This window comes from Kineosporia rhizophila (assembly GCF_021277265.1).
GTDB lineage: Bacteria > Actinomycetota > Actinomycetes > Actinomycetales > Kineosporiaceae > Kineosporia > Kineosporia rhizophila.
This window is the reverse complement of sequence record NZ_JAJSOH010000002.1, coordinates 113,985-130,962: the sequence shown is the minus strand read 5'-3', so window position 1 is coordinate 130,962 and position 16,978 is coordinate 113,985. Positions and strand designations below refer to the sequence as shown.

At 72.9% G+C, this 16,978-nt stretch carries 13 protein-coding genes; 12 read left to right on the top strand and 1 reads right to left on the bottom strand.

What is annotated here, in order from left to right; genetic code table 11:
* Positions 1-61: 61 nt before the first annotated feature.
* The 11 genes from LWF15_RS04020 to LWF15_RS03970 all read left to right on the top strand — a co-directional run bounded on the left by LWF15_RS04020 (position 62) and on the right by LWF15_RS03970 (position 15,501).
* Positions 62-1,921: a GTPase gene (locus LWF15_RS04020; RefSeq protein WP_232808979.1), complete on the top strand. Its 1,860-nt coding sequence runs from the start codon at positions 62-64 to the stop codon at positions 1,919-1,921.
* 249 nt (positions 1,922-2,170) lie between these two features.
* Positions 2,171-2,761 carry a single-stranded DNA-binding protein gene (locus LWF15_RS04015; RefSeq protein ID WP_232808978.1) on the top strand — a complete coding sequence of 197 codons (591 nt, stop codon included), beginning with the start codon at positions 2,171-2,173 and terminating at the stop codon, positions 2,759-2,761.
* 94 nt (positions 2,762-2,855) lie between these two features.
* Positions 2,856-3,836, top strand: coding sequence for a cobalamin biosynthesis protein (locus LWF15_RS04010; RefSeq protein ID WP_232808977.1), 981 nt, complete (start codon positions 2,856-2,858; stop codon positions 3,834-3,836).
* Between the two features lie 30 nt (positions 3,837-3,866).
* The gene (locus tag LWF15_RS04005; protein ID WP_232808976.1) at positions 3,867-5,432 is read left to right on the top strand and encodes a cobyric acid synthase; all 1,566 of its coding nucleotides are present in this window, start codon (positions 3,867-3,869) and stop codon (positions 5,430-5,432) included.
* 262 nt (positions 5,433-5,694) lie between these two features.
* Entirely contained in the window at positions 5,695-7,824 is a 2,130-nt protein-coding gene (locus tag LWF15_RS04000; RefSeq protein ID WP_408622700.1) for a magnesium chelatase subunit D family protein, read from the top strand.
* On the top strand, positions 7,824-8,438 hold the full coding sequence (gene cobO / locus LWF15_RS03995; RefSeq protein ID WP_232808974.1) for a cob(I)yrinic acid a,c-diamide adenosyltransferase: 615 nt from the start codon (positions 7,824-7,826) through the stop codon (positions 8,436-8,438). The genes LWF15_RS04000 and cobO overlap by 1 nt, the downstream gene beginning before the upstream one ends.
* Before the next feature lie 76 nt (positions 8,439-8,514).
* The gene (locus LWF15_RS03990) at positions 8,515-9,963 is read left to right on the top strand and encodes a cobyrinate a,c-diamide synthase (RefSeq protein WP_232808973.1); all 1,449 of its coding nucleotides are present in this window, start codon (positions 8,515-8,517) and stop codon (positions 9,961-9,963) included.
* Positions 9,963-11,591 carry an Rv2231c family pyridoxal phosphate-dependent protein CobC gene (cobC, locus tag LWF15_RS03985; protein ID WP_232808972.1) on the top strand — a complete coding sequence of 543 codons (1,629 nt, stop codon included), beginning with the start codon at positions 9,963-9,965 and terminating at the stop codon, positions 11,589-11,591. The genes LWF15_RS03990 and cobC overlap by 1 nt, the downstream gene beginning before the upstream one ends.
* A 276-nt stretch (positions 11,592-11,867) precedes the next feature.
* Complete coding sequence (cobT, locus tag LWF15_RS03980; RefSeq protein ID WP_352396546.1) at positions 11,868-12,980, top strand: nicotinate-nucleotide--dimethylbenzimidazole phosphoribosyltransferase; 1,113 nt, start codon at positions 11,868-11,870, stop codon at positions 12,978-12,980.
* Positions 12,981-12,984: 4 nt separating this feature from the next.
* Positions 12,985-14,271: a uroporphyrinogen-III C-methyltransferase gene (gene cobA, locus LWF15_RS03975; RefSeq protein ID WP_269809569.1), complete on the top strand. Its 1,287-nt coding sequence runs from the start codon at positions 12,985-12,987 to the stop codon at positions 14,269-14,271.
* A gap of 21 nt (positions 14,272-14,292) precedes the next feature.
* The gene (locus tag LWF15_RS03970; protein ID WP_232808969.1) at positions 14,293-15,501 is read left to right on the top strand and encodes an NAD(P)/FAD-dependent oxidoreductase; all 1,209 of its coding nucleotides are present in this window, start codon (positions 14,293-14,295) and stop codon (positions 15,499-15,501) included.
* Here the strand turns inward: LWF15_RS03970 and LWF15_RS03965 are convergent.
* Complete coding sequence (locus LWF15_RS03965) at positions 15,467-16,069, bottom strand: TIGR03086 family metal-binding protein (RefSeq protein WP_232808968.1); 603 nt, start codon at positions 16,067-16,069, stop codon at positions 15,467-15,469. The two genes, LWF15_RS03970 and LWF15_RS03965, sit on opposite strands and share 35 nt — an antisense overlap.
* Before the next feature lie 34 nt (positions 16,070-16,103).
* Between LWF15_RS03965 and LWF15_RS03960 the strand changes: the two genes are divergently transcribed.
* Complete coding sequence (locus tag LWF15_RS03960) at positions 16,104-16,976, top strand: helix-turn-helix domain-containing protein (RefSeq protein ID WP_232808967.1); 873 nt, start codon at positions 16,104-16,106, stop codon at positions 16,974-16,976.
* Positions 16,977-16,978: the final 2 nt, after the last annotated feature.

Here is a 16,978-nt window from a genome sequence, read left to right as displayed (position 1 = left end):
CCGACGCAGCTTCGCGAGCGACAGGATCGGCAGGATCGATGACGGACAAGGACGGCGACCGGTGAGCGACGTGATGGGGCGCGTCGCAGCACTGTCCGCAGCACTGGACTGCGGCGCTCCCTGGCTGCCCCCGGAGGCGGTCCAGAACACCCGCGACCGGATGGAGCACGTCGGCCACCGGCTCGACCTGGGTACCGAGCGCACGGTGGTGGCGCTGGTCGGCGCCACCGGCAGCGGGAAGTCCAGCCTGTTCAACGCGATCGCGCGGATGGACATCGCGGCGGTCGGTGCCCGCCGTCCGCTGACCACCTCGCCGATGGCCTGTGTCTGGGGCGAGTTCGGCTCGCAGACCCTGCTGGACTGGCTGAAGGTGCCGGCCGACCGGCGGATGGCCCGCGAGTCGGTGCTGGACGCCGACGACCAGGCCGCGCTGCACGGACTGGTCCTGCTGGACCTGCCCGACCACGACTCGACCGAGGTCGTGCACCGGGTCGAGGTGGACCGCCTGGTGCGGATGGTCGACCTGATGATCTGGGTGGTCGACCCGCAGAAGTACGCGGACAACGCCCTGCACGCGGGGTACCTGCAGAAGCTGACCAGCCACGACGGGGTCATGCTGGTGGTGCTGAACCAGGTTGACAAGCTCACCGCCGAGGAGGTCGACACCTGCGTGACCGACCTGCGCCGCCTGCTGGACGGCGACGGGCTGGGCCGGGTCGGCATCGTGCCGGTCTCGGCCACCCGGGGCGACGGGGTGGAGGAACTGCGCACGCTGCTCGCCGACGTGGTCCAGGACCGGTTCGCCGTGATCGAGCGGATCGAGAGTGACCTGGACATCGCGGCCGAGGAGATCGCGGCCGGTCTGGCTGCGGCCGAACCGGGCGCCGGGCAACCGGTCTCGCAGCAGAAGCTGAACGCCGACCTGGCTGCTGCGGCCGGTGTTCCCGCCCTGCTCGACGTGCTCACGGCCGAGTACCGCCGCCGGGGCAAGGAGAAGCTCGGCTGGGCCCCGTCGGGCTGGATCTCCAGCTTCCTCGCTTCGCGCCGGCCCAGCGCCGGGGCCGCCGAGACGCGGCTGCGGGCCGAGACCGCATCGCTGAAGGCGCTGGCTTCGCCGGCTCAGCGACCTGCTGTGCGGCTGGCTGTGGAGGCCGTTCTGGCCGACAACGCCGACCCGCTGCCGGAACGCTGGGCCACCGAGATGCGGGCCCTGGTGGCCAAGGCGGGCGACCCGGCCGTAGCGCCGGAAGACGCTCTGCTCCCGCCGGCCGGCGAAGATGACTCTTCCCGTTCGGCCGCGGTCCGCGGTGCCGGATCGCGCGGGCGGGGACGGCACACGCCGGCCTACGGCATCCCCACCATCACCCCTGGGGCCGCTGCGGGCGGGGAGCCGGACCCCGACGGTCTGGCCCGTGTCCTCGACACCCGTCTCTCCGCTGTCGATCTCCGGTTCACCGTTCCACTGTGGTGGCGCGTGGTGCAGGTTTCGCAGCAGATCTTCTGCGGTGTGGCCGGGTTCGGTCTGCTCTGGATGCTGGTGGCGGGACTGCCCCAGCTGGCCGGCCAGAACCTGCCCGGTGCCCTCGGCTCCTTCCCGGCGGCTGTCTCGGTCGGTGTGGGCGGCCTGGTCGCCGGGCTGCTGCTGGCGCTGCTGTCGCGGTGGTGGCTCGTCACCGGCGCCCGTAACCGACGGGCCGAACTCGAGAACCGGCTGAACGCGGCCGTCGCCGAGGTCGCGGCCGAACGGGTGGTCGCACCGATCCGGTCGGTGCTGGCCCGCCACCGTGAGACCAGGCAGGTACTGCTCGGCGAGAAGGCCCCCGCGGTCGGGCCCGGGCCGGGGGGCGCCCCCGGCGTGGGACACCGCCAGGCCCCGACGCTGGAGACCCGGGGCGAGCCGGTCGCGGCCCTCTCCAACTGAATCAGCACGCGGGGCATGTGTCTTCATGCCTCCGATGGTCGGCCCGAACGGTCGTGCGGTGCCATCCGCACGGCCGTTCTGTGGATGGATGCGGGTTCCTGCTTTCCACAGCCGACACGACCGGCCAGTTATCCACAGATCAACTTCCCCGCTTTGAGCCGTGCCCTCGGGCAGCCGAACCTGGACTCCTGACCGGGCATCCGGCCCGGCGGTCCCGGCTCATCCGGCCGGTGGCGAAAGGGGTCTGCAATGAACGACATCCAGGTGGTCCTGCGCGGAAATCTCGCCAGCGACCCGCGGTTCGTCCAGTTCGACGACGGCAACACCGTCACCAGTTTCCGGCTCGCCTCCACGTCCTCGTGGTTCGACCGGGAGCGCAACACCTGGGTCGACCGGCGCACGACCTACGTCAGTGTGAACTGCCGCCGCGCGCTGGCCGACAGCGCCCGGCAGAGTCTGCGCAAGGGGCATCCGGTGGTGGTCACCGGCAGGCTCTGGGAGCGCGCCTGGGTCAAGGAGGACCGCTCCGGCCGCACGCTCGAGGTGGAGGCCGAGACCGTCGGTCACGACCTCACGTTCGGGATCTCTGCGTTCACCCGGGTGGTCCGGGCGAGCCGGGACCGGCACGTGGGTGAGGACGGGGCCGAGCCGCGCAGCGCGCAGGAGTCGGAGCTGCACGGGCGTAAGCCGGAGGAAGTGGCGGTGTTCGACGCTGTCCGGGAGATCAACGCAAGTATCACCGACGTCTCCGGTCTCCCGGTCCTGGAGGATGAGCCGGCTGGATCCGAGGGTGAGGAAGAGGCCGCCGGAGACCGGTTCTCCACGTCGCGGGCGGGGTAGGCGTCGTAGCCCGTGGGGTGAGCATGAGGTCCGCAGGTGCCGGGGAGGGCTTGTGTACCGGGTCGGGTCATGAGGTGCGGCAGGATGCGCTGTCATGAGTTCCAGGCATTCGACCGGCCAAGACCTCTCGGCACGGGCCATGGGCATTGCTGCCGGAGTGCTTGCCGACGCGGTGTTCGGTGACCCCCGCAGGGGCCATCCGGTGGCCCTGTTCGGCACTTGGGCCGGGTGGCTCGAGCGGCGCCTCTACCGGCCCAGCCGCCAGCGGGGGGCTGTGTTCACCGCGATTGCTGCGGGGACGCCGGTGGTCGCGGTGGCGGTGGCGGACCGGCTCTGCAGCGAGCACCCGGCCGCCCGGGCCGGGCTGACGGCCTTGGCCACCTGGACGGCGCTCGGGGGCACGAGCCTGGCCCGCGAAGGCGCGCGGATGGCTACGGCGCTCGAGGCGGGGCACGTGCTGCAGGCTCGGGAGCTGCTCACACACCTGTGCGCCCGGGACCCGTCCGGTCTCGAGCCGCCGGAACTGGCCCGGGCAACGGTGGAGTCGCTGGCCGAGAACACCTCGGACGCTGTGGTGGCCCCGCTGTTCTGGGCAGCCGTGGCCGGTCCGGCCGGGGTGATCGGGTACCGGGCGGTGAACACGCTGGACGCGATGGTCGGATACCGATCGCCGCGGTACGAACACTTCGGATGGGCGGCGGCGCGGGTGGACGACGTGGTCAACCTGCTGCCGTCCCGCCTGACCGCGCTCATCACGATCGCAGCGGCGTCCTCGGTCCAGGGGGCGCCCGGTGAGGCCTGGGCTGTCTGGCGACGGGACCGGGGGCGGCATCCCAGCCCGAATGCGGGCCAGTGCGAGGCTTCGGCTGCCGGGGCGCTGGGGGTCCGCCTCGGGGGGACGAACGTCTATGGCGAGCAGGTCGAGTCGAGGCCCGTCATGGGGGAGGGCAACCGTGCACCGGACGTCGGGGACGTGCGTCGGGCCGTGAAGCTCGGGCGATGGGTGGGGGCCTTGGCGGCGGCCGGTGCGGTGGTGGGTGTGGTGGGGGCTGCTCGGGGCCGGGCATGGCGGTAGAGAACGCAAGGATCGAAGGGAGCCGGGACGATGAGTGCGGTTGAGCAGAACGGTACGAGTGGTGGCCCGTCGTCGCTGAGGGGCGGCCTGATGGTGGCCGGCACCACCTCCGACGCGGGCAAGAGCGTGCTGGTGGCCGGGCTCTGCCGCTGGCTGGCCCGGCAGGGCGTGCGGGTGGCTCCCTTCAAGGCGCAGAACATGTCGCTCAACTCGTTCGTCACCCGGGGTGGGGCGGAGATCGGCCGGGCCCAGGCGATGCAGGCCCGGGCGGCCCGGATCGAGCCGGAGGCGGCGATGAACCCGGTCCTGCTCAAGCCCGGCAGCGACCGCACGTCCCAGGTGGTGGTGATGGGCCGGCCCTTCGCCGAAGCCGGCGCGATGGACTACGGCGACCTGACCCCCCGGCTGCTGCCGGTCGTCCTCGAGGCCCTGGAAGATCTGCGGTCCCGGTTCGACGTGGTGATCTGTGAGGGGGCCGGCAGCCCGGCCGAGATCAACCTGCGGCACCGCGACATCACCAACCTGGGCCTGGCCCGTCCGGCGAACCTCCCGGTGCTGGTGGTGGGGGACATCGACCGGGGCGGGGTGTTCGCCGCCCTGCACGGCACCCTGGCGCTGCTGGACGCGGACGACCAGCGGCACATCAGCGGATTCGTGATCAACAAGTTCCGGGGCGATCCCGCGCTGCTGGACTCCGGGCTCGACATGATCCGGAAGATCACCGGGCGGCCGGTTCTCGGTGTCCTGCCCTACCTGACCGGGCTCTGGCTCGACGTCGAGGACTCGCTCGACCTGGAGAAGGACCGCGGGCCGATGCGCCCGCCTCTGGGCAGCGACGTGATCCGGGTGGCGGTGCCGCGCCTGCCCCGCCTCTCCAACGTCACCGACATCGACGCCCTGGCCGCCGAGCCCGGTGTGGCCGTGCGCCTGGTGCATCACGGCGCCGAGATCGCCGGAGCCGATCTGGTGGTGCTGCCGGGGACCCGGGCCACCGTCGACGACCTGGCCTGGCTGCGCTCCACCGGCCTGGCCGACGCGATCGTGGCGCACGCCGGGGCGGGGCTTCCGGTGCTGGGCATCTGCGGTGGCCACCAGATGCTCGGCCGCACGGTCACCGACGAGGTGGAGTCCCGGCGGGGCCGCGTGCCCGGTCTCGGCCTCCTGCCCACCCGCACCGATTTCGGTGCCGAGAAGGTGCTGGCCCGGCCGCACGGAACCGCGCTCGGGCACCCGGTGGAGGGTTATGAGATCCACCACGGCGTCGTCACCCTCGACCCGGAAGCCCCCGAAGGGCTCCGGAGGTCGGCCGAGGTCTTCCTGGACGGCTGGCGCAGCGGGCCGGTCTGGGGCACCACCTGGCACGGCGCGCTCGAGAACGACGCGTTCCGCCGGGCCTTCCTGACCGAGATCGCCGATCTGGCCGGGCGGGACGGGTTCCGGGTCGCCCCCGACACCTCGTTCGCGGCGTTGCGTGAGGCCCGGCTGGACTCGCTGGCCGACATGGTGGCCGACCACCTCGACGTCGCGGCCCTCGAGCGCCTGATCAACGGGGGTGTGCCCGACGGGCTGCCGTTCGTGCCGCCCGGCCGGCCATGATCACGCCGCTGGCAGCGGTGGTGACGTCCGGTGGGGGATTGCCCGGACATCCGGATGTGGCAGTATCCGAGGCGACCCGCGCGGAGGAACACCGGTGCAGGAGGTCCGGCCTGTCACGGGTGGTCCTCCGAGTCCGGGGCGGTCCCGCCACTGTGACCGGACACGATCCGGGAGCCAGGTACTCCGATCAGGTCCCCGTGCCCGCCTGGGTGCGGTGTGCGCTAGCGGTGGGCGTGGAGACCCACCGGGAGTGGAGGAACCACTGGTGCCCCCGTATCCGTTGACCGCCGTCGTCGGCATGGACGATCTGGTCCTGTCGCTCCTTCTCTCGTCGGTGGCCCCCGACATCGGCGGTGTCCTGGTCCGTGGTGAGAAGGGCACAGCCAAGTCCACCGCGGTGCGCGCGCTGGCGAACCTGCTGCCCCCGGTCGACGTGATCTCCGGCTGCCGCTTCGGCTGCGACCCGCACGCTCCCGACCCGGAGTGCCCCGACCAGCCGCACGGCCACGAGCACCACCCCCGACCGGCCCGGCTGGTCGAACTGCCGGTCGGCGCCACCGAGGACCGTCTGCTCGGCTCCCTCGACCTGGACCGCGCGCTCTCCGCCGGCGTACGGGCCTACGAGCCCGGGCTGCTGGCCGGGGCGCACCGCGGGATCCTCTACGTCGACGAGGTCAACCTGCTGCACGACCACCTGGTGGACGTGCTGCTCGACGCGGCCGCGATGGGCCGGGTGCACATCGAGCGGGAAAGCATCTCGATCACGCACGCCGCCCGTTTCGTGCTCGTCGGAACGATGAACCCCGAAGAGGGGGAGCTGCGCCCGCAGCTGCTCGACCGGTTCGGTCTGACCGTCGAGGTGCGGGCCAGCCGGGATCCGCAGGTGCGGGCCGAGGTGGTCCGCCGCCGTCTGGCCTTCGACGCGGACCCGGAAGCTTTCGTCAAGGAGTGGCAGGAGGCCGAACGCGAGCTCTCCGCCCGCATCGTCTCCGCCCGTGAGCGTCTTGCCGCCGTCGAACTGTCCGACGGGGTGCTACACCAGATCGCCGGTGTGTGCGCGGCTTTCGACGTGGACGGCATGCGGGCCGACCTGGTGGTCGCCCGCACCGCCCGGGCTCACGCGGCCTGGGCCGGGCGCAGCAGCGTGACCAGCGAAGACGTCCGGGTTGCAGCGATGTTCGCGCTCCCGCACCGCCGCCGCCGGGACCCGTTCGACGCCCCCGGCATGGACGAGAACCTGCTCGACGAGGCGCTGCGCGACAACGCGCCCGAAGACCCGGAACCGCCGCAGACCGATCCTGACGGCGGCCCCGAGGGCCCGCAGGGTGGCCCGGGTGGGCAGGACCCGCAGAATCCGCAGGGGCCCCAGGGCGATTCCGGCGAACAAGAGCCTGTGGACGATCGTCAGGCCGCTGGTTCGCAGCCCGAGTCCGTCTCGGATCAGGCTGGTCGGGACCAGGCCGGGCCATCTCCAGCCGGAGGGAACGCTTCCGCACGAAAGAACGAGGACGAGCCGGACGAGCAGACACCTCGTGCCCCGGCTCCCACGCAGGACGCGGTTGCGGCCACCAGCCCGTTCAAGGTGCGCTCGTTCAAGGTGCCCGGACTCGGAAAAGGCGCTGCAGGCAGGCGGTCCCGGGCTCTGACGGTCTCCGGCCGGACGATCGCCACCCTGCCCCTGACCGCGGAACGGGACTCCGGTGGCCGGGTGCATCTGCCCGCCACCCTCACTGCGGCCGCGACTCAGCAGCATGCTCGCGGCCGGGTGCCGGGCGGTCCGGTGCTGCTGCGCCGGGACGACATCCGGCTCGGTGTGCGAGAAGGCCGTGAGGGCAACCTGATCCTCTTCTGCGTGGACGCCTCCGGCTCGATGGCCGCCAAACAGCGCATGGCCGCGGTCAAGGGTGCTGTGCTCTCCCTGCTCCTCGACGCCTACCAGCGCCGTGACCGGGTCGGGCTGGTCACGTTCCGGGGCCAGGACGCCGAGCTTGCCCTTCCGCCCACCGGTGCCGTCGAGGCCGCTCGTATGCGTCTGGACAGGCTCCCGACCGGAGGCCGGACCCCGCTCTCGGCCGGTTTGCGCAAGTCCTGGACCGCCATCGGTAACGAGCGCCTCCGAGACCCCCACCGACGTCCGTTGTTGGTGATCGTCACCGACGGCCGGCACACCGCGGGTGAGGACCCGACACGGATCGCCGCGGAATTTGCCCGAAGGGGCATCCGCAGCGTGGTGGTCGACTGCGAACGCGGGCCGGTGCGGCTCGGTATGGCCGGAAAGCTGGCCGCCGGCCTCGGCGGCGAACTGATCACCCTCGACGATCTGCGCGCCGAGTCGCTGGCCGGCCTGGTGCGCCACCAGGTCGCCCAGACCCAGGAACGGAGGATTGCCTGATGCCTCAGGGAAAACCGGTCGCTGTCCCGACCGACGGTCTGACCACCCGTCAGCGCCGCAATCGTCCGCTGGTCATCGTGCACACCGGCACGATGAAGGGAAAGTCCACCGCCGCCTTCGGTCTGGCGCTGCGGGGCTGGACCCAGGGCTGGTCGATCGGCGTGTTCCAGTTCGTGAAGTCGGCGAAGTGGAAGGTCGGCGAGGAGAACGCGTTCCGGGCGCTCGGCCGGCTGCACGAGCAGACCGGTGAGGGCGGGCCGGTCAGCTGGGCCAAGATGGGCGAGGGCTGGTCGTGGTCGCGCAAGCCCGGCTCGGACGAGGAACACGCCGAGGCCGCGCTGGAGGGCTGGCGCGAGATCCAGCGCCGGCTCGCCGCCGAGGAACACGGGCTCTACGTGCTCGACGAGTTCACCTACCCGATGAAGTGGGGCTGGGTGGACGTGGCCGAGGTGGTCGAGACGCTGCGCGACCGGCCCGGGCACCAGCATGTGGTCATCACCGGCCGCGACGCGCACCCGGACCTGGTCGACGCGGCCGACCTGGTCATGGAGACCACCAAGATCAAGCACCCGATGGACGCGGGCCAGAAGGGCCAGCGGGGCATCGAATGGTGACAACCACCGGCCCCGGTAGGCCCGCGTCCCGGACCAGGGCAGTGCCTGCGACCGGCTCCGGCCCCGGGGACGCCCGGTGACCGCCCGGATCGTGGTGGCCGCCCCGGCCAGCGGCCACGGCAAGACGAGCGTCGCCACCGGTCTGCTCGCGGCCTTCGCCGCCCGGGGGCTCACCGTCAGCCCGCACAAGGTGGGCCCGGACTACATCGATCCGGGCTACCACGCGCTCGCCGCCGGGCGTCCGGGCCGCACGCTCGACCCCTGGCTGGCCGGCGAGGAGCGGCTCGTCCCCCTGTTCAAGCACGCCGTGGCCACCCCCGTCCCGGCCGACCTGGCCGTGATCGAGGGCGTGATGGGGCTGTACGACGGGGCGGCCGGCCGGGGCGAGTTCGCCTCGACCGCCCACGTCGCCCGGACGCTCGACGCCCCGGTCCTCCTGGTCGTGGACAGCACCGCGATGGGCCGCTCGGTCGCCGCCCTGGTCAAGGGCTTCGCCGGGTTCGACCCGCGGATCCGGGTCGGTGGCGTGGTCCTGAACCGGGTCGGCTCCGACCGGCACGAGATGATCCTGCGCCTCGCCCTGGAGGAACTGGGCATCCCTGTGCTCGGCGCGATCCGTCGGCACGATGCACTCGCGACGCCCTCTCGGCATTTGGGCCTTGTGCCCGCCGCGGAACGGTCGCAGGAGGCCGTGGACGTGGTCCGCGGGCTGGGTGCGGTGGTTGCCGACGCGGTCGATCTGGACGCCGTGCTGGCCCTCGCCCGCTCCGCGCCGGAGCTGCCCGGCCCGGCCTGGAACCCCGACAGCGAGATCGCCGCCCTGCGGGAGAGCGCGCCCACCGACGGATTCCGGCCGGTCATCGCGATGGCCGGGGGTGCCGCGTTCACCTTCTCCTACGCCGAGACGGCCGAGCTGCTGACCGCCGCCGGCGCGGACGTGGTCACGTTCGACCCGCGCAGCGACGAGACGCTGCCGGCCGGCACCAGCGGGCTGGTGATCGGCGGAGGCTTCCCCGAGATCTACGCAGAGGAGCTGTCGGCCAACCGTCCGTTAAGAATTGCCGTGGCCGAACGGGCAAAGGTGAATGTGCCCATCGTGGCGGAGTGCGCGGGTTTGCTCTACCTGGCACGCTCTCTCGATGATCGGGAGATGTGCGGTGTGCTGGACACGGAGGCGAACATGACCGGCCGGCTCACCCTGGGATACAGAGAGGCGACTGCGATGAGTGACTCCGTCCTCGCCACCGCCGGCGCAACGGTGCGTGGCCACGAGTTCCACCGGACGGCCTGTCGTCCGGGCACGGGTGTCACACCGGCCTGGGAATGGACGGCTCCGGACGGGAGCCGGCACCGGGAGGGATTCGTCCAAGGTGCTGTCCATGCCTCCTACCTCCATCTGCACTGGGCCTCGATGCCGGGCGCCGCGCTGCGCCTGACCGAGGCAGCCCGCGTGAACGCCCTGACCGGCGACGTCGTCCACAGCTCGACCGGTGCCACCGGTAGAGGAAGAGAGGTCAAAGCCTGATGTCGACCACCGCAGCCTCCGACACCGGCTCGACCGACGGGCGCAGTCCCGAGGAGATCCGCGACCGCTACAACGAGATCGGGCCGATCACCGGTGCCCTCCAGCTGGGCCTGCAGGGCACCGGCGACCAGATCGTCGTGGGCATCGGCTCACGCCGGGGGGTCGGCATCCGCGACGTGCGGATGGCGATCGGCCAGGCCCTGTCCAGCTCCGGGGTCCGGGCCCGCGACGTGATCGCGATCGCCACGGTCGACGCCAAGCAGAGCGAGGAGGCCCTCCTCGAGCTGGCCGACATGCTCAACATCCCGCTGCGGTTCCTGCCCGCCGACGTCCTGGCCGGGCAGAACGTGCCCAACCCGTCGGCCACCACCGAGCGGCTGGCCGGGGTTCCCTCGGTCGCCGAGGCGGCGGTGCTCGCCTCCGACGCCGAGCTGATCGGCCCCAAGCACACCTACCGCGGGGTCACGGTCGCGGTCGGCCGGATGACCAGGGCCGTCCCCCCGCAGCAGCACGGCTGGGCTGCCCAGAGCGCGCACGGCGTGGGCACCGAGGCCCGGGTCTACGAACAGACCTACGACGAGGCGTACATCGCCGAGGACCTGGGGCACCACGGAGACGCCGAAGTGGCGCCCGGTCTGGTCGATCTGGCCGTGAACGTGCGTGGCTCCGCGCCCGAGTGGCTGCAGCAGCGCCTGCGCGACGCGGTCACCGACCTGGCCGCCTATCCCGACCCGCGGGCCGCCACCGAGGCGATCGCGGCCCGGCACGGCCGTCCGGCCGACCAGGTGCTGCTGACCTCCGGCGGCGCCGAGGCCTTCGTTCTGCTGGCCCGGGCGCTGGCCCCGCACCGCGCCGTGGTGATCCACCCGCAGTTCACCGAGCCGGAGGCCGCTTTGCTGGCCGCCGGGCACGAGGTGCAGCGGGTGGTGCTCGCCCCGCCCTTCCGGATCGACCCGGGCCTGGTGCCCGATGACGCCGACCTGGTCATGGTGGGCAACCCGACCAACCCCACGTCGGTGCTGCACCCGGCCGAGACGCTGATCGCGCTGTCCCGGCCGGGCCGGGTGCTGGTGGTCGACGAGGCCTTCATGGACGCGGTCCCGGGGGAGTCGCAGTCGCTGGCCGGCAGCCCGCAGCGGCCCGCGCCGGACGTGCCCGGCCTGGTGGTCGTGCGCAGCCTCACCAAGAGCTGGGGCCTGGCCGGTCTGCGGGTGGGGTACCTGCTGGGCGCTCCCGAGCTGCTGCGGGCCTGCGCGGCGACGCAGTCGCTGTGGGCGGTGAACTCGCTGGCGGTGGAGGCGGCCACCGCGGTCACCACGCCGGAGGCCCTGGCCGAGGCGCAGACCTTCGCCGCGCACCAGGCCGAAGACCGTGAGCACCTGGTGCGCGCCCTGGCCCAGGTGCCGGACGTGGAGGTGCAGGGCCCGGCCTCGGCGCCCTTCGTGCTGCTGCGTGCGGGCGGCCCGGACCCGGCGGGCGTGCACCAGCGCCTGCGTGAGGCGGGCTGGGCCGTGCGCCGGGCCGACACCTTCCCCGGCCTGGGTTCGGGCTGGATGCGGGTGGCCGTGCGCGACCGGTCCACGTCGCAGCAGTTCGCCGTGGCCCTGAACCGGGCCGTGCACGGGTAGCCACTCCGCCTGCTCAGGACGGTCCGGCTCAGCAGAGCCAGACCGTGCTGGGCAGAGACATCCACAGCGGCTGACCAGACTCCTGAGGGGGCAGCGGCCCGCACCGGCGCCCAGGCAGAATCGCTGCCCGGGCGCCGAATGCTGTCAGGACATCGCACGACCGGCGGGAGCGGCCGAACAGCCGTCCTTCCGCCCCGACACCGCCAGGAGCACCACATGACAGCCGACCAGGGCCAAGGACACGGCCAAGAGCCGGGCCAGGCGCAGGGCCGGGCCCTGCTCGAGGCCACCCTCGCCGCGATCACCCCGGCCGATCCGCAGGCCCTGGAGGCGGCCCGGGACCGGCAGGCCCGCCTGACCAAGCCCGCCGGCGCCCTCGGCGTGCTCGAGGACGTCTCGATCCGCCTGTCCGGCCTGGCCGGCACCTGCCCGCCGCCCGACCCCAGCCCCGCGGCCGTCGCCGTGTTCGCCGCCGACCACGGCGTGCACGCCCAGGGCGTCAGCCCCTGGCCGCAGGAGGTCACCGCCCAGATGGTGGCCAACTTCCTGGCCGGTGGCGCCGCCGTCAACGTGCTCGCCCGGCAGACCGGCGCCACGGTGGTGGTGGTCGACGCGGGCGTGGTCACCCCGCTGCCCATTCCCGACGGGGCCCTGGTGGCCGACGCCCGCAACCTCACCCCCGAGCAGCCCCGCCTCCTCGAGCGTGCGGTCCGGCGGGGCAGCGACGACATCTCGGTGCGCCCGGCGATGACTCGGGAGCAGGCCGTCCAGGGCCTGGCCAGCGGTATCGAGATCGCCGGGCAGCTGGCCGAGGCCGGCCACCGCTGCCTGGTGGCCGGGGACATGGGCATCGCCAACACCACCGCCTCGGCCGCCCTGATCGCCGCCTTCACCGGCACCGACCCGGCCGACGTCACCGGCCGGGGCACGGGGATCGACGACGAGGCCCACCGGCACAAGATCGGCGTGGTCCGGGTCGCCCTGGCCCGTCGCACGGCCGAGAACGAGACCCATCCGCAGGACCCGATCGACATCCTGGCCTCGGTCGGCGGCCTGGAGCACGCACAGATCGCCGGCTTCGTGCTCGGCGCCGCTGCCCACCGCGTCCCGATCGTTCTGGACGGGGTCATCGCCGGCGCCGCCGCCCTGGTCGCCGTCGCCCTTGCCCCCGCCGCCGTGGACGCCTGCCTGGCCGGTCACCGCTCGGCCGAGCCCGGGCACGCCGTGGCCCTCGGCCACCTCGGCCTGACCCCGCTGGTGGACCTCGAACTGCGCCTGGGCGAGGGCAGCGGAGCGGTGCTGGCCCTGCCGTTGGTCCGATCGGCTGTCGCCGTGCTGCGTGAGATGGCGACGTTCGACACAGCCGGCGTCACCGAGAAGAGTTCCTGAGACAATGCCGCAAGTGGACAGGCCGTACATCGCCGGGCTCGATCTGACCGGTCGCCGAGTGGTCGTGGTCGGCGGGGGAACCGTCGCCCAGCGCCGGTTGCCGCCCCTGCTCGACGTCGGGGCACAGATCGTGCTGGTCGCCCCCGAGGTCACCCCCGCCATCGAGGGCATGGCCGAGGCCGGTGAGCTCACCTGGCACCGGCGCAGCTACCAGCCGCACGACCTCGAGGGCGCCTGGTACGTCCTCGCCCTCACCGACCAGCCCGAGGTCAACGCGGCGGTGGCCGAAGAGGCCGAGCAGCGCCGGGTGTTCTGCGTGCGCGCCGACCGGGGTGCCTCCGGCACCGCCTCCACCCCCGCCAGCGGTGAGTGGCGAGGTCTGCGCGTGGCGGTGGCCAGCGAGTCGATCGGCCCCGGTTCCGAGCACGGCGCCGACCCGATCCGCGCCGCCGTGGTCCGCGACGGCCTGCTGGAGTGGCTGCGTTCCGGCGCGGGCGACGAGCTGCTGGCCCGGCGCAAGCAGGCGCGCGGCGAGCAGACCCGGGCCGACATGGCCCCGCAGAAGCTTCCCGGGGTGGCCCTGGTCGGCGGTGGCCCCGGCGACCCCGACCTGATCACCGTGCGCGGGCGCCGGCTGCTCGGCCAGGCCGACGTGGTGGTGGTCGACCGGCTCGGGCCGCGCAGCCTGCTGCCCGAGCTCAGCCCCGAGGTCGAGCTGATCGACGCGACCAAGCTGCCCCGCGGGCGGTCGATGTCGCAGGAGGCGATCAACGCGGCCCTGGTCGAGCACGCCCTGGCCGGCAAGTTCGTGGTCCGGCTCAAGGGCGGCGACCCGTACGTGTTCGGCCGCGGTTCCGAGGAGCTCGAGGCCTGCCTGGCGGCCGGCGTACCGGTGCAGGTGGTCCCCGGCCTGAGCAGCGCCATCTCGGTGCCCGGCCTGGCCGGGATCCCGCTCACCCACCGGGGGGTGGCGCACGAGGCGGTGATCGTCTCCGGGCACCTGCCGCCCGACAACCCCGACTCGCTGATCGACTGGACGGCCCTGGCCCGCCTGCACGGCACGATCGTGGTGCTGATGGGCGTGGCCAACCTGCCTGCCATCGCCGAGACGCTGATGGCCCACGGCCGCGACGGCAGCACCGGGGTCGCGGTGATCCAGGACGGCTCGATGCCCGCCGAGCAGGTCACCGTCTCCAGCCTGGCCGAGATCGGTGCGCTGGCTCAGCAGGCGAACATCCGCCCACCGGCGATCATCGTGATCGGGGAAGTGGTGAACCGCAGGCCGCAGTAGCCGTACGGGGGAGGCTCAGGGATGAGCGAAGTGGCCGACGTTCTGGTGGTCGGCGCCGGTCCCGCAGGGGCCAGCGCCGCCCTGGCGGCCCGGCAGACCGACCCGGCCGCAGACGTCCGTCTGCTCGATCTGGCCGACTTCCCCCGCGACAAGGTGTGCGGTGACGGCATCGCCCCGCACGCCCTGGCGGAACTGCGACGGCTCGGGGTCACCGGCCTGGCCGAGGGCTACGGCCCGATCCACACGCTCGACCTGCGCTCACCCGGCGGCCTGCAGCTGAAGGCCCGGGCGCCGGAGCCGATGTACGTGATCCCGCGGGCCGTGTTCGACGCGCGGCTGGTGGCGGCGGCCCAGGCTGCGGGCGTCACGCTGGTCAGACACCGGGCCAGGACGCTGGAGCAGCACCGCACCCATGTCCGGGTCGACAACGAGCACGCCGGAAAGACTCTGGTGATCGCCGACGGGGCGAACTCCACGCTGCGACGGGCCCTGAACATCCCGCGCAACCCCGACCAGCACATGGCCGTGGCGATCCGGGGTTATGCACCCGAACACCCGGCCGACCACCTGGACCCGGCCCAGTCCATCGTCATGCAGGACGACGCCTGGCCGGCCTACGCCTGGTCGTTCCCACTGGTCGACGGCAGCGGGACGGCGAACATCGGGTACGGACGCCTGCGCTCGGCCCTGCGCTCCCGTCGCCAGCTCGAGGAGGAGCTGACGCGGCTGCTCCCCGGCCGGCCCGCCGAACGGCTGCGGGCCCACCACCTGCCGCTGGCCACCTGGCGTCCGCGGCAGCCCGACGGCCGGGTGCTGCTGGCCGGTGACGCGGCCTCGCTGATCAACCCGCTGACCGGTGAGGGCATCTTCTACGCCGTGCGCTCGGGCCGCCTGGCCGGGCAGGAGGCCGCGCGGGCCGCCGCGCGCGAACGAACGGCGACCACCGAGCCGACCAGGGCGAACCCCGGCCGGGCCTACCGCGAGGCCCTGCGGGCCGAGCTGGGCCGGCACCTACGCCACACCAGCTGGCTCGCCCGCCTCTCCGCCCACCCGGGAGCCGTGGACGCCGCCGTCGCCGCAGCCCAGGCCCGGCCGGAGACCCTGCACCGCCTGATCGACCTGGGCCTGGGCGACGGCGTGATCCCGGCCCGCCTGGCGCCGCCGGTACTGCTGCACTTCGCCCGGGGGCGGCTGCTCAGGCTGCCTGCCAGTACGGGTCGCGCCCGGTGAATGCCACCAGCTTCTCCAGGTCGGAGGCGGTGCCCGGCACCTCGACCTGGTAGCCGAAGCTCTTGTCCGGCCCGCGGTACTCGTCGGTGAGCATCTTCGGCATGAACGCCAGGGCGGCCGCCACCGCCTCGGCCGGCGGGTTCCAGGGCAGGCCGGTGGCCTGGGCCAGGTCGTGCCCGTGCACCAGGTACTCGCCCAGGCACATGCCCAGCCCGGCCGAACCGGGCAGCGGCCCGCCGAACATGACCACCTGCTCGTCGGCCACCCCGGCGTCGACCCCGGCGCTGATCTGACGGCGGGCCCCGCGCATCACCTCGGCCGCCTCGGCCGGGCTCTGTGGGGCCTGGTAGCCCTCGACGTCAGGCCGCTCGTCGGTGCCCTGCGGCCGCTCGAACACTGCGCCGAAGAACAGCGCCCAGCCCAGGATGTGGCTGCGCAACTTGGACACGTCGAACTCGGGGCACGGTGTCGGCGCCGAGTACTGCTCGGGTTTCACCTGGGCGAGCAGGTCGGCGAGTTGGTCCAGGACGATCGGCAGATGCAGCCCTGCGGGCGACGAATTCGTCATGACAATCAAACTAGGGGTGAGGTACGACAGTTTCTTGAAGAACCGCGACACCGGCACCCGCAGTAAGGTCACCGTCATGGAGGGCCCGAAACCCGTCACCGAGGACAGCAGAGGCATCATCGGCCCCGAGGCTCTGCGGCGTCACACCCGCCTCGACCGCTACCCGGCCGGAACGGCGCTCGAGGGTCTGATCGCCTGGTTCTGGGTGGCCTCCTGGTCGCTCCCGGCGAACACCGTCCACACCCAGGAACTGCTCACCCACCCCTGCGCCAACCTCTACGTCAGTCCCGAAGAACCGAACGGCGTCACGAAGGCCGAACTGGAAGGCGTTCTGCAGCAACGTTCCAGCCGCCGCCTGGCCGGCACCGGGATCTGCGTCGCCGCAATGACCACGCCCGGCGGCCTGGGGGCCTTCCTCGACGGGCCCGCCGGCCGGTACAACGACCGCGTCGTCCCCCTGGGCCAGGCCATCGGCACCGATGACCAGAGTCTCGTCACGCAGATCGAGGCGACCGACGACGAAGTCGCCAAGGTCGCCGTGTTACGGCGGGCGCTCGAAGCAGCGGTCCAGGAGCACCGTGTCGAGCCCGCCCGCGAGGTCGCGGCGGTGGCCAGGCTGGCCGAGACCGACCGCACCCTGCGCCGAGTGGAACAGCTGGCCACCGAGGCCGGGACGAGTGTGCGCACCCTGCAACGGATGTTCGCCGAGTACGCGGGGGTCTCCCCGACCTGGGTGCTGCGCCGCTACCGCCTGCTCGACGCGGCCGAGTCCGCCCGCCGGGGGGAGAACGTGAAGTGGGCCCGGATCGCCGCCGATCTCGGCTACAGCGACCAGGCCCACCTCGTCCGGGACTTCAGCGCGGCGATCGGGTCCACCCCGGCCGCCTATGCCAAAGCCACGCTCTGAGA